The following is a 13,015-nucleotide window of genomic DNA, read 5'->3' on the forward strand; positions in this document are numbered from 1 at the left end:
TGGAAGAAATTGGCCGCAAAAACTGCGGTTAATCAAGATTTCAAGGGCTCTTGTCCTGAGCCTGATGGAGAGACTGGAAACGCTATGCCGCGCCCGAGTTTAAAACCGCAACGGTCAGAAGAAATCCTTGATGCCTATATGACCTGCGTGGCCCGGTACGGGCTTGATGGCGCCACCCAAGAGCGTGTCGCGGCCGAGGCTGGTGTGAAGCGACCATTGTTACGGCACTACCTTGGCAATCGTGACCAGATGATTGAAGCGCTAAATCAGCTTGTCGCAGACGCGTTCAACGCGCTGACATTGGAGTTGGACTGTCATCTTACGCAGATCGAAACAGGCGATCAGCTCTTGGAAATCCTATTTGCCGAAGATGAAGAGATCGACCCACGGCTTGCTGCTGCGTGGCAGGGGTTATCCGCATCAGTCGGGGATCATCCCGAACTTGCGGAGGCGTTGCTGGAAGTCCTGGCACGTTTTGTGGCGGTTCTTGAGAAGTTCTTTGCTCGCGTGTCGCCCGACGCCACACCAGAACGGGTGAAGGCCGTGGCGCAGGGCATTTCAACGATCTTCCTGTCCCTCGATTCACTGGCCGCACTTGATGCGCCGTCAAATTGGCGCACCGAATTGAGGCGGGCGGCTTCATTGCTGACGGAAACTTTGTGATTGCCAAGTCGGGTCGCATCCGACGACGTCAGCGCGGCAGGCCCTCTTCGGTTTGGGCCTGCGTGGACAGCCAGTGACGAAAGCTGCGCAGCGACGGGTCGTCCGACTTGGTTTTAGGCCAAACAAGATAGTAGGCGCCCATCATCTCAACCGCGTCCGGGAAGGCAGCGATCAGTTTGCCTGTCGCGAGGTCCTGTTCGATCAAATAGTTGGGCAACAACGCAACGCCAAGACCGTGAACCGCCGCCTGATTGATCGTTGTGTATTGATCGTAAATCGTTCCGGGCAATGCGTCGGGATGGCTTGTCCCCATATGACTGAACCATTCTTGCCAGGCGTGGGGCCGGGTCTGGATGTGCAGCAATGGTAGTTTCAGCAGATCTCGCGGTGATGGCGGCGCGCCTTTGGGCAGCAGGGATGGCGCGCAAACCGGCAATACACTTTCCACACGCAGCAACAGCCGATCCGTGCCGGGCCAATCGGGTTCTCCAAAATGCAGCGCCGCGTCGAAGGGTTCAGCGGTGAAACTGAACGGACGCAGGCGGGTCGACATGTTGATGGTTATTTCCGGGTGCATTCGGGCAAATTCGGGTAATCTGGGCACTAGCCACCGCATTCCGAACGTCGGCAAAATCGCAAGGTTTAAGGTGCCACCAATAGGAGCCATGTGCAGTTTTAGCGAGGCCTGAGCGATCTGGTTCAGGCCTTGCCGAACCTCGGCTACATATTCCTGCGCAACCGGTGTCAGCAGCAGGCGTTTGCGATCCCGACGGATCAGATCGACACCTAGTTGGGCTTCCAGTGTTTGCAATTGCCGGCTGACGGCACTTTGGGTCAGGGCAAGCTCATCCGCGACCGCAGAAGCCGAACCCAAGCGATCCAGCGCTTCAAGGGCGCGGAGTGATGAGATTGAGGGGAAAAGGCGGCGTGGTGTTACCATCTATGCGGTCTGCTCATGAATTGCCCCGTTATCTTGCAGTTATTTGCGCTTTGTTCAAACATCTTGTTGATTGTCTGCTTCAGTAACTGGCCGGGCCTTAAGTCCTCGTCACTGCCACTGCTGCGCATCATAGATCCACCCTTACTTATGCTGTCCGGCTCAATAACCGATCGCAAACAGTTCGGTCATGTATTCAGGGTCGAAGGGTTCCTGCGGCTTTCTTTGAAATTCCTTGGGGATATAGGTGATGTTGGCTTGAAACTGGTCCCGGTTCGCGAGGGTCAGGATGCTTTCGATATTGCCAAGGCTTTGCGAACGGATCAGCATCTCGAACGCGCGGTTAGCCACTGCGGTTGCATTTCCGGGCAAGGGATCGAAACTCAGTTCCAGCGTTTTGTTGTGGATTAACCAAATGCGGTTTTTTGGTTGCTCAGCCCAGCGTCCCGCAACAGCTGACGCATCTGCAAGTCGTATGGATAGGTAAAAATCTCGCGGGCAAGCCCACCATCCACATGCAGTTCTTCGCGTTGTACGTCGCCATTGGTCACCTTGATTGTAACTGGTTGGAATACGACAGGTATAGAGACCGAAGCCAAAATTACGTCCCGGATCAGATCCCGTGCGCCCGGCGTGTCGGTTTGGGCGATAGCTCCGATGTTCCACAGCACCGGACGTTCCGCATCGATGTTGGTGGTGCCGATCAAAAGCTGGCGGCCTAATCTGTGCTGCTCCGCGATCTCGCGGATCAGATCGTCGGTCAGTTCTTGCCTGATCGCCGCTTTCAGCGGCGTTGCTTTGGTCAGGAAACCGCGCCCAAAGACGGCACCCGAAACGTCTAATCGCACGATATCCTGGGTCGCGGTTTCGGTGTAGAACCGCTTCAGACGGCTGTCATAATCTGGACCGAGGAACGCAAAGGGCGCAATCAGCGCGCCAGTGGAGATTCCGGTGACCACATCAAAGGATGGGCGTGTGCCCTTGTCGGCCCAGCCATTTAGAACGCCGGCTCCAAAAGCTCCGTGCTGGCCGCCGCCTGACAGCGCAAGAATGTTCAGGCCTTGTCCCCTTGGAACCTGCGCCAGCGTCTTGCGCATTTCCGCATTGAGAGTTGCCAGACGGTCGCGGCTGTCATCCTCGAAAAACCGGCTGTCCGGGGTTGTGCCAACCGGCAGAAAGGCCTCGTAATTCTCGGGAGTCGGCGTAAGTGCTGACCGATCATAGCTGCCTGCACAGGCGATTAGCATCAGCACGACGGCTAAATTGACGCAAATCTTTAATGAAGGCATTGGTGAATTGTCCGTCTTGAAAGTGGTGCCGCTCTGTATAGTACCAAGCATATTTTGTTGAGTACCAAATCTCTGCAGGTGCCTAAATCTGGTTGTATCGTTAGGTCTTGTGCGAGATGACACCGATCGGAAAGGCAGACATTGCAAAAATACGCTTACGTGTTTCGGCTGATCTCATTCTTTAAATTGTCACTATTGACAGACATTTGCTGTTTGCCTATCTCGTTTCAAAGCACCGTAAGATCGGGCATGTGTTAACCACTGTTGCTGAGGTCAAAACGTTTAGCTTGCCAACCGTGAAGACGACGGCCCTAGGAGAGGACAGCATGCCGCAAATGTACCATGAGTTACCTGCAGAGGCGTATACATCGCAGGAGTGGTTCGACCGAGAGCAGCGAGAGATATTCTCAAAAACATGGCGGTTTGCTGGCTTCATGGAGGACTTGCCCGAGCCGGGGCACTACCTTTCGGTTCAGGCAGGACTGAACAACCTGTTTATCGTCATGGGTCGCGATCGCAGGCTGCGGGCCTTCCACAACATCTGCAGACATCGGGGCACCCAATTGATCCGCGCCGTGGGAAAGACCCAAAAAGCGCTGACCTGCCCCTATCACGACTGGACCTATGATCTTGAGGGCAACCTGATCTCGGTCCCGGATGAGCATCGCGAATATAAGTCCGTCGACAAATCCTGCCTTGGCCTGAAATCTGCTTCGGTCGATATCTGGAAGGGTATGTTGTTTGTGCATCCCGACCCGAACGCAGGGTCGATCATGAAATGGTTTGGCGACGTGGACGATAAGGTCGGACCACACGTGCCAGAAGAACTGGTGGAACACGAGGACACCTCGAACACCTATGAAATCAAGGCCAATTGGAAAATCGTCGTCGAGAATTACATCGACGTCTACCATCTGAGCCACCTGCATTCGAACACCCTACAGATGTATGACCACGCCAATGCGCAATATGGTTGGTACGGGCCGCACTACATCTTTTGGGAGCCGCCGGTCGAAGAGTTCGCCAAAGATCAGAACAAAAAGCTTCAGATGCCGCGGGTCGTTCCCGAAGATCAGAATGGTGCATGGGTGCCGATGCTGTTTCCCGGGGTCGGAATTGGCGCGTCCGAGGACGTGTGGAACGTCTTTATCATTACCCCGCTTGCTCCGGACAGGACGCGGATTCTGAACCGGACGCGTGTTGCCAATGCCTCGGGCTGGGAGTTTTCGAAACAGGCCACCCGGTCGGCGTCCTTCTGGAACAATTTTGGTATCAAAGGCAAATATGACGGTGATGATGCGTATGATGAAAACGATCCAATGGCCTCGGGCGATTTCACGCAAGAGGACATCTATGCCTGTGAACAGCAACAGAAATCCCTGACCTCGCCCTATTTCGAGGTTGGTCCAGCCGCAGTTGGGGAAAGCCCCGTGGTTCAGCACCAAGGGGTCGTTCGCGATTGGTTGCAAGAAGAATGATCAACCCAGACGACCGGTTGTCGATTGCGACCTTGCTGCGGGTCTTCCGCACAAAAATCGCAACGACCTGGGGTCTGACCCTGGTTGAAACGGCGTTGTTTACCCTTCTTCCCCTTTTGATCGGCTATTCGATCGACGGTCTGTCGAGTGGGGACTACAAGTCGTTCATCCATTTCGGTGTTGCGATGGCAGCGCTGTTGGTTGTGTCGACGTTGCGGCGTATTTACGACACGCGGGCCTATGGCACGATCCGCGTCGAATTGGGCAAGGCTCAGGCCAAACGGGATGCGGGGCGCGGGGTTTCGGTGCTAAATGCGCGGGTGCTGATGGCCCGCGAGCTGGTTGATTTTTTGGAGAATGAGGCCCCTGAATCGATGGGTGCAGTCGTGCAGGTTATGGTCTCGGTCGGTATTCTAATGTCCTTTCACGGGGCACTTGCCACCGCTGCAGGGGCCGCTGCGGTGATTATCATGATCATCTTTACCTTGTTTTCGCGTCGCTTCTTCCGCCTGAATGGGCTGTTGAACCACCAGTCAGAAAGACAGGTGACTGCGTTGCAAAGCATGGATCTGAAAAAGATCGGCCAGCACTTGTTTCGATTGCGCAAGCATGAGGTTCGGTTGTCGGATTCCGAGGCACTTGTCTACGCTGCGATTTTTGCTGTCTTGCTCAGCATGCTGGCCTTCAACCTGTGGTTTGCAGCGACGCAAAGCGGGGCGACGGCAGGGCAGATCTTCTCGGTTGTCACGTATTCGTTCGAGTTTGTGCAATCGGTCGTGGTTTTACCAATGGTCCTGCAAAGCCTCGCGCGCTTGTCCGAGATCACCGAGCGGATCAACGCACCGGCATCGAAACAGGGTGCCAATGCCTAATCCGTTCAATTCAAACGCCCGGCCCATATCGGGTATCATCACACATCCTGCCCTTTCGCATGGCACGAATTTCGGAGGCTCAAATGACCAGAGATTTTCACCCGCTTGAGGTGCTTGAAACGCGCAATGAGATCGGCGGGCAGGCCAAATCCGTCATGTTCGACGTGCCGCCACATCTGGCCCAAGACTTTGCCTGGCGTGCTGGTCAGCACCTGACCCTTCGCTTTTGGATCAAAGGTGAAGAGGTGCGCAGAAGCTATTCGATCTCGTCTTCACCCGTTTCAGGGGATCCGCTGCGTATCACAGTTAAGCGGGTGAAAAAGGGGCTCGTCAGCAACCATATCAACGATGCGGTTCAACAGGGTGATGTGATCGACGTCATGCCGCCATTCGGCAGTTTTTGTTTGGATACAGACCCGGAAGAACGGCGCACACACTACTTTTTTGGGGCAGGCAGTGGCATCACCCCGTTACATTCCATGCTTCAGTCTGTGCTTTTGGCCGAACCGTGGTCGGTTGCGCATTTGGCCTATGGTAATGCGAACGCGGACAGTATCCTGTTCAAAGATGAGTTTGCCGCATACCAGCAGACGTTCCTGGTACGCCTGACAGTGCATCACCTTCTGTCCAAGCCCTCAATGTGGTCCAGTTTCGCCTATTGGCGCAGGGGTGTCATCGATAAGGATGCGATCGAGGCGCTGATCACAGAAAATCCGCCGTATGCCCAAAATGCCCAGTACTATATCTGTGGTCCCGGCGGGATGAACAAAGCTGTTAAAGACGCGCTTATGTCTTTGGATGTGCCCGCCAATCGGATTCACATGGAAAGCTACGGCGGCGCGCAAGAGACCGATGACAGTATCAAGGGCGTTGATGCTGTTGTGGACATAACGCTGAACGGTCAGCGACAATCGGTTCAGATGGCATCTGGTCAGACGATCTTACAGGCTGCACAACACGCGGGGTTGGAGCCGCCATATTCTTGCCAGTCTGGGGTTTGCGGCGCGTGCCGTTGCCAGTTGAAAAAGGGCTCGGTTCATATGCGGGCGCGCACCGCTTTAGATGATAATGAGATCGCGAAAGGTGCCGTGTTGTCCTGCCAGGCCGTTGCCACGATGGACAAGCTTGCGGTCAGTTACGACTAACCCGGCCATTGGCCAGGCCGTCGCCGTCAGGTTTTGTCTTCCAGTGTTTCAGCCAATTTCAGCGCGGCGAAATAGGACGAATAACCCCATGTTTTTGGAGGTTTGAGCGGAATGAATGCATCCGTGGTGATAAACAGGTTTATGATTCCGTGCGCGACGATCTCACAGGCTTGTTTGTCGGCTTTTGGGTGTGAGGCAAGAACGATGTCTATCGCGACCTTGTAAAAAGCCTCCATCGATTCCAGTAGCGGCTTGCGAAGCTCTGGGTAGATCTCAATCGAGTTGACGAGAGCCTGGTAACAAATGTTGATCCGGGGATCCATCTCACCGTCAGAGTTGAACAGGGCCTCGATCAGATTGCGGACATCGGGATGTTCGTCCAGCGCAACGCGCAATGTTTCGGTCTGTTTGCTGAATGTTTCGACGACATGCTCACCTAGCGCCAGAACCATTGCTTTGCGGTTGCCAAGATGATGGCGGATCAGTGGGCGCTTCAGCCCGGCTTGTGCCGCGATATGTTCAAGTGTGGCCCCTTCGACGCCGTAGCGAACGACGCACGACATAAAGGCATCGAGGACTTCTTTTTTACGTTGATCTTGTACCGAGGGGCGACCCATGCGATTACCCTTACACAGAAACGGAATTTTAGTGATATCTTAGTTTAAATTGACTGTCAAGATTGACAGTCAATTTAAACTAAGATTGCCTACCGCTCTTCAGCGCTTTCTGCATTAGTGCCCATCGTTCCAGTCGATAATCTAACGCAAGCAATGTTCAAGCTTCCCGGTGGGGCGAAGTGTTTGAGGGCGGTGGGTCTAGGTGAAAAGCCCAAGCCTTTCTCCTCCCGCCACATCCGCAAATCTGTTGAGATTTGGGAACAGAGTGTTCAGTGCCGAAGGTTGCACACCAAACCAAATAGACAGGTCAGCATAAAGTTGATCGGTCGAGGTCGTTGGGATCAAAACACCGTCGCCCACATCAAGCTGGTTGTCACTGGCTAGGCCAAGTTCGGGGTAATCCCCCAGAATTTGCCCGCCTTTGACAGCGTTGCCCATAACCAGAGTATTGCCGCCCCAACCATGATCCGTACCGTTGCCATTCGACGTCAACGTCCGGCCGAAATCTGATCCGGTGAACGTCACAACACGATCAGCTGACCCCATGTCGTCAAGCGTTGCCTGAAATGCACCGAGGGCTTCGGATAATACGCGCAGCATACGGGCATGGTTCGTCAACAGCTCATCGTGATGGTCCCAACCGATATAGCGCACAAAGAACGTCTGCTGCTCGTGACCCAGCCGGTCCGAGGCGGCAATCGTTTTGGCGACCATGCGCAATTGTTGCGCGAGGTCCGAAGACGGGAAGGACCGGGGTATCTTGATCCCGCGGGTTGCTGATTTGAACGTGTCGTGTTTGGACTGCGCGTCGCGGGTCAGGTTCAGATATGTCTCGCGGAAGGGATCGCCGTTTTGATCGGCATTCATCATTCGGTTGAAACTGTCCAAAAGCAGGTCGTTGAGCGGACTTTTCTCTTCTTTCACGTATAGACCGACGCTGCCCTTGTCTGTGATTGAATATGGCAAGTCTATCTTGCCGTTTTGCGCAATGTTGTTTCCGGCCAGCGAGATGTTCATTCCGATCTCGTGCGCCGACTTTGAGGGCTGCAGGTCATCAGCAAAGAACCCGAACCATCCGTCATTCACACGCAGATCCGGGCGCGAGGTTTGCCAGTGTTTGAACTGGTCCGCGTGGCTCAGCAGTCCCAGGGGGAGTGCGGCCGAGCCGTCATAGAACTGCTCTTTCCGGACCTGTTCGACCAAGGGCCCAACATTGGCGACAAAAGAGAGGCGCCTTTGATCGAACAGCTCGGCCACCTCGGGCATCGACGGGTGCAGGCCAAAGCTGCGGCCCAGCCGATCTTTGGGCGTATCCAAGTCCAGCAGCTCACCTCGCGAAAGGGCAAGATTGGCCCGCGTCTTCGAGTATTGGCCGTGCGCGATTTTGTCTTTTGGTACCAGCATGTTGAAGCTGTCATTGCCACCATCCAACATAACAAAAACAAGCGCCCTGCGGGCGGGCTTGATCATTCCCGTCCCAGCTTGCGCCAAACCGGGCAGGGCGGCACCCATCATTGCGCCAGTTGCGGCAACACCGGTCGAGGCCAAAAACTGCCGGCGCGTAAAGGATTTGATCAGCATGGGCTCAGGCCTCCTGCACGGTGAATTCTGGGGAAACGGCAATCATGAAGGCGATGGTCTGCACCACCCATTCGGGATTGTCCGCATACTGCACATAGGCCTGCTTGATCCGTTTGCGCACTTCGGCATCAGTCCGACCGGTCAATAGGACCGAAATCCGATCTATCAGCTCATCATGACGGCCTCGGTTCTGTGCGATTTTGATCTCTTCGCTCAGGTCGAAGCGCAGCGCGTTCTTGGAATTGGCCCATAGTGTATCGGGGTCAAATTCCATCACCATCATCTGTTCAGGGCCCGTGCCGATCTGAGTCGAGACCAGCGGCAAGTAGCCGCCAAAGAACCAATAGTAGATGTTGTTGACATAAGCGACCGAGGTCGCGGCCGTGTGCAGCTCGAACTCGGGCGCGCGAAGGCCCATCTTCTGCAATGCGCCATGCGGGGTGAAGTCGGGTTTGTAGAAATTGAACACCGTGGGCGCGGACAGCGGATGCATCTGCAGCGCCTCTTGAATGTCATCACCCAGCAGCCACAGCTTGCCGGTTTGGTTATGTGCTCCAAACGCAAGCAGAACCTGCGTGACGCGATGCAAGGGCGATTTCAGCTTTTGGGATTGTACTATCTGTGTCGGGGATTTGTATGCCGAAGGCAGACGTTTGGCGGCAACCTCATTGGTCAATGGGTAGGTCAGGATTGTGCGAACCGCGCTTTTCAGATCTCCGTTTGGACCAAATGCCCGGGACACCGCTTCGACATAGGCGGGCGAGGGATTGGAGGTGACCAGCCGGTTGATCAGATGTGTTGCGATGAACGGCGCGGTCGTAGGGTGGGCAACCAGTTGGTCGATGGTCGAACGAATTTCCGTTGGGCCGGGCTGATCGCCGGGCAGGGTCAGACGACCGTTCAACAGGGATTTTGCGCCGCGGTCGTGAAAGGCTTCTTCCACGATCATCGGTTTTGTGGCGTCAATGAAGGGCACTGTCTTATAGGCATTTTCAACCCCGTCATCAAACTGAACGGGATAGCCGTTATAGCTGTTTTCCCAGAACGATGTGTTCCACTCGTACTTATAGGCTGCGGGCAACAGGCCGGTGAAGACCCGAGCTAGTTCCTTGATGTCGCGATTGTCATAGGTCGGGATCGGATTCCCACTGGCATCCAGTTTTTCCGTGCCATCGGGGTTCAGCTCGAACAAGCCAATCGAAAACAGCTGCATGATCTCACGCGCATAGTTTTCATCCGGATGGATGTTCTTGGACTCATTCGCCTTTTGACTGGTCATATGCGACAGGTAGATACCCATCATCGGGTGCATCGACACATCGTACAAAAGGTCTGAATAACTGCCGAACGCGTGCTTATAGAGCAGGTCATAGTAATTCGCCATCCCGATGGCATCCAGCTCTAGCGATGAGGCGTCCGAGATGACCAGGATCTCGGACAGTGCCTGCGCAACACGCTGGCGCAGCAGGTCGTCGCGTTGCGTCAGGGTGTGGTTCCACCAAGCCATTTGGAAATACCATTTATAGGGCAGGGCGGGGTTGTTTCCGTCGCCGTTGATCGCCCATTCGCCATGCGCGCGCTTCAGGCGCTTTCTGAAATTCTTCCAAATCTTGCGAGTGGATTTTTCGAACGGCCCTTTGTTTCCGATCGAGGCGTTCAGCTGATCATCCAACCAGCGTTCCGGGCCGGTCTTGCTAACCTGATGCAGTAACCTCTGATCGGCCCCAAGCGTGGCCTGCATCAAGAATCGACTGGTGTCTTCCAGGGATGACTTCATGGTGGATGGCGGTCCTTTAGATCTGACGACAGCGGCTGCGACTTCAATAAACTGTCATATACGACAAAATAAAACTTAGCCCCGCTGTTTCAACCTAAAGAATCCGATATCCGCAAAAAAAATGCCCCGTTTCCGGGGCAGTTGGGGTTAAACTTGTAGGGTAGCCTTAGTTTGCGTAATTCATTTTCAAACCAAGCGATGAGGTATTGCCATCGTATTCGATCGCCGCGTCTTCGAACGCCGGCAACGATCTGACGCCTGCGCCCTTGGAATAAGCCCAACCTTCTTGCGGGATCGGCCCTTTCATCTCGAACTGGCCGTTGTCGTTCTGGTCATGGTGTATCATGATCGCAAGCTGTCCGGGCTTCTGGTTCTCGAGCGTTCCGGAAACTGTGCTACCTGAGGCCGGGATCTTCGCGTAGCCCACGATTTTCGCCATCTGGCTTTGGTCAAATGCGGCCTTATCGTCAAATGCCAGGACGTGGATGACGCCCCCGCGTCCGGCGTCGACACCAGTGATATCGATCTGTATGTCCCCAGCCGTAGCCTGAGAGGTCGCCAGAGCCATAAGGCCAGCGAAGAATGCAATCTTGGTCATTGAGTTTCTCCAGAACAGTTAACCAATGTAAATTCCGAACAGACGCCATGCGAGATCCTGCACGACGTAAAGCAGCCCGAAGGCGAACCACATGATCGTGATGGCGTAGAAAAGCGGCGGGTTTTCTCGGCTGTCGATTGTTTCAATCAAAAAGGCCTGACCGGTCATGAAGGATGAGGCGGCCCACCACATAAACAGCAACCCCCAGATCGCGTAGACCTGAAACCATGTGGCCAACAGCAAGCATAAGAAGATGATCCAAGAAAGGGGGTGGGATTTGAGATACTGCATTGAACTTCTCTATCTATTTTCGGGGTTTGTGCCCGCATCAAAGTGGGCACGACGAAGGGTTACCTATGCCTCAAAAAACTGTGTGGCTTTGAAGAGGCTGTGTATTATTCTGGCTTGCCGCCATTGCTGATCAGTTGAAGTTCCGTCCACGCGGGCGACGTGCCAACTCTTTAGTCATGGATTGCCTGAAGCTGGTCGAATTGCGCTTTATCCAACCGGTAGAACATCAGGGCAACAATCGAGGCCATGTATATGACGAGGCTAAGGCAGGCATAGTTCCATCCTAGTGCACGGGTGACCTCGGGGGTCAGATTCGATTGATCTGGCGCTTCCGGAAAGCCAACATATGCCAGGAACATTCCAGAGATCGCTAACCCGCCAGCCGTGCCCGCCTTAAGCACGAATGTGATGACCGATGTGATGATCCCTTCGTTCTGGAAACCGTTCTGGCTGATACCCAATTCAACGACGTCCGCGGTCATCGACGTCAGCAAAGATGTGGTCCAGACAATCAGGATGATTTGCAGAATGCCGTGAATAAACAGCAACCAGATCAGAAGCTCTGTGCCATTTGCAGGGAAGAACCCGATTTCACGCAGCACGTAAGGGGCGACACCGACAATTGCCGAGAGAATCGACAAGTATATGGCGCTCGATTTCTTGTCGCCGGATCGTGCGATAGGTTTCAGGGTTACGCCCGCTATCAAAGCGCCGATCAGGTTGGCCATCAGAATCAGAGCTATTTGGTCATTGTTTAGCTCCCAAAAGAACGAGGTCAGGTAGGTCCACAAAGCTGCTCCGATCCCGGCGCCCACCGCGAAAACGGCCGAGCTGACAAAGATGGCGAGCAATGCGGGCAGCTTGAACGCTGCGAAGAACTGTCTGAAAAACCCAGAGATGCTGTAGGTCGCCACATGCGAAATATCCAGCATTCTATTCTGCCATTTGCGCGTGCCCAAGGCGGTGACAGTGATAGCCAGCGCTATGAGGATTGCGCCGACAAGGCCTGCTTCCTGATAGCCGGCCTGGTTTAGGATGCCGTAAGGCATCGTGTCGGTCGGAACCAACCAGATCACATACATCGCGATGACCATGATCTGACCGGCAATCCAGGTGACCGAGACCTTGAGGCCAGACAACATGGTTCGTCCGCCATAGTCCTTGGTCAACTCTGGCACCATCGCGTTGTGTGGAACGTCAAACAACGTCATCGCCGTCCGCAGTAGGATCGTTGTGATCAGCAGGAACCAGAACAGCTGGGTCTCTGAGGTCAGTGCTGCAGGTGGGTTCCAAATAAACCAGAACAGGAGTGCGACAGGTATGATCGCCGCGTAGATGAACGGGTGGCGCTTGCCGGCCCGAGAACGTGTGTTATCCGACAAGTAACCGACAACAGGATCGGACACAGCGTCGAACATCAGAGCAATGAAAAGGGCAAACCCCACCGTCTCGGCCGGAAGACCGATGACCAGATTGTAGTAGATAAGCAGGAAAAAGCTCAGCCCGTTCGACAAGATGCCGTTGGCTATGCCGCCCGCCCCGTAAAACAACTGCATGCTGACCGGTGGGCTTTCAGTACTGGTGTTCATTTTTCCTCCGGATCTTGGTTGCAGCAATACGGTGAGTGAACGATCACTCAAAACAGATCACAAGGATCGTTTTTTGTCAAAGGTGTTAGAAAAGGTGCCTAACGACCGCGTTTGAGAAGCAAATGACCGCCGAAGCAACAGGCAACAAGCAGGGGCCATTCGCGTAGTGGAGAGCGAA

Annotated in this window: 13 protein-coding genes; 4 read left to right on the forward strand and 9 right to left on the reverse strand. The window is 54.5% G+C overall.

What is annotated here, in order from left to right; genetic code table 11:
• Positions 1-84 precede the first annotated feature (84 nt).
• A complete protein-coding gene (locus DHN12_RS07335) occupies positions 85-663 on the forward strand; it encodes a TetR/AcrR family transcriptional regulator (RefSeq protein WP_159089985.1) in 579 nt (192 codons plus the stop codon).
• 28 nt (positions 664-691) lie between these two features.
• On the opposite strand, the gene DHN12_RS07340 is transcribed toward DHN12_RS07335, so the two are convergent.
• The 3 genes from DHN12_RS07340 to DHN12_RS07345 all read right to left on the reverse strand — a co-directional run bounded on the left by DHN12_RS07340 (position 692) and on the right by DHN12_RS07345 (position 2,889).
• Complete coding sequence (locus tag DHN12_RS07340) at positions 692-1,603, reverse strand: LysR family transcriptional regulator (RefSeq protein WP_108859606.1); 912 nt, start codon at positions 1,601-1,603, stop codon at positions 692-694.
• 159 nt (positions 1,604-1,762) lie between these two features.
• The gene (locus tag DHN12_RS24410) at positions 1,763-1,951 is read right to left on the reverse strand and encodes a hypothetical protein (RefSeq protein ID WP_234416573.1); all 189 of its coding nucleotides are present in this window, start codon (positions 1,949-1,951) and stop codon (positions 1,763-1,765) included.
• Between the two features lie 56 nt (positions 1,952-2,007).
• On the reverse strand, positions 2,008-2,889 hold the full coding sequence (locus DHN12_RS07345; RefSeq protein ID WP_159089987.1) for a patatin-like phospholipase family protein: 882 nt from the start codon (positions 2,887-2,889) through the stop codon (positions 2,008-2,010).
• 326 nt (positions 2,890-3,215) lie between these two features.
• Here DHN12_RS07345 and DHN12_RS07350 point away from each other — a divergent pair, with 326 nt between their 5' ends.
• The 3 genes from DHN12_RS07350 to DHN12_RS07360 all read left to right on the forward strand — a co-directional run bounded on the left by DHN12_RS07350 (position 3,216) and on the right by DHN12_RS07360 (position 6,384).
• The gene (locus DHN12_RS07350; RefSeq protein ID WP_108859608.1) at positions 3,216-4,367 is read left to right on the forward strand and encodes an aromatic ring-hydroxylating dioxygenase subunit alpha; all 1,152 of its coding nucleotides are present in this window, start codon (positions 3,216-3,218) and stop codon (positions 4,365-4,367) included.
• Positions 4,364-5,239: an ABC transporter six-transmembrane domain-containing protein gene (locus DHN12_RS07355; protein ID WP_108859609.1), complete on the forward strand. Its 876-nt coding sequence runs from the start codon at positions 4,364-4,366 to the stop codon at positions 5,237-5,239. The genes DHN12_RS07350 and DHN12_RS07355 overlap by 4 nt, the downstream gene beginning before the upstream one ends.
• An 83-nt stretch (positions 5,240-5,322) precedes the next feature.
• Positions 5,323-6,384 (forward strand): 2Fe-2S iron-sulfur cluster-binding protein, encoded by a 1,062-nt coding sequence (locus tag DHN12_RS07360; RefSeq protein ID WP_159089988.1) that lies wholly within the window; start codon positions 5,323-5,325, stop codon positions 6,382-6,384.
• A 26-nt stretch (positions 6,385-6,410) separates the two neighbouring features.
• Here the strand turns inward: DHN12_RS07360 and DHN12_RS07365 are convergent, their stop codons facing one another.
• The 6 genes from DHN12_RS07365 to DHN12_RS07390 all read right to left on the reverse strand — a co-directional run bounded on the left by DHN12_RS07365 (position 6,411) and on the right by DHN12_RS07390 (position 12,837).
• On the reverse strand, positions 6,411-7,001 hold the full coding sequence (locus DHN12_RS07365; RefSeq protein WP_108859611.1) for a TetR/AcrR family transcriptional regulator: 591 nt from the start codon (positions 6,999-7,001) through the stop codon (positions 6,411-6,413).
• A 198-nt stretch (positions 7,002-7,199) separates the two neighbouring features.
• A complete protein-coding gene (locus DHN12_RS07370) occupies positions 7,200-8,582 on the reverse strand; it encodes a DUF1501 domain-containing protein (RefSeq protein ID WP_199913483.1) in 1,383 nt (460 codons plus the stop codon).
• A gap of 4 nt (positions 8,583-8,586) precedes the next feature.
• Entirely contained in the window at positions 8,587-10,359 is a 1,773-nt protein-coding gene (locus DHN12_RS07375; protein WP_108859612.1) for a DUF1800 family protein, read from the reverse strand.
• 166 nt (positions 10,360-10,525) lie between these two features.
• Positions 10,526-10,957, reverse strand: coding sequence for a DUF2141 domain-containing protein (locus tag DHN12_RS07380; protein WP_108859613.1), 432 nt, complete (start codon positions 10,955-10,957; stop codon positions 10,526-10,528).
• An 18-nt stretch (positions 10,958-10,975) separates the two neighbouring features.
• Positions 10,976-11,248: a hypothetical protein gene (locus tag DHN12_RS07385; RefSeq protein WP_108859614.1), complete on the reverse strand. Its 273-nt coding sequence runs from the start codon at positions 11,246-11,248 to the stop codon at positions 10,976-10,978.
• 170 nt (positions 11,249-11,418) lie between these two features.
• Entirely contained in the window at positions 11,419-12,837 is a 1,419-nt protein-coding gene (locus tag DHN12_RS07390) for an MFS transporter (protein WP_108859615.1), read from the reverse strand.
• Positions 12,838-13,015 lie beyond the last annotated feature (178 nt).

It is taken from the genome of Ruegeria sp. Alg231-54, from assembly GCF_900143525.1.
Lineage (GTDB): Bacteria > Pseudomonadota > Alphaproteobacteria > Rhodobacterales > Rhodobacteraceae > Ruegeria.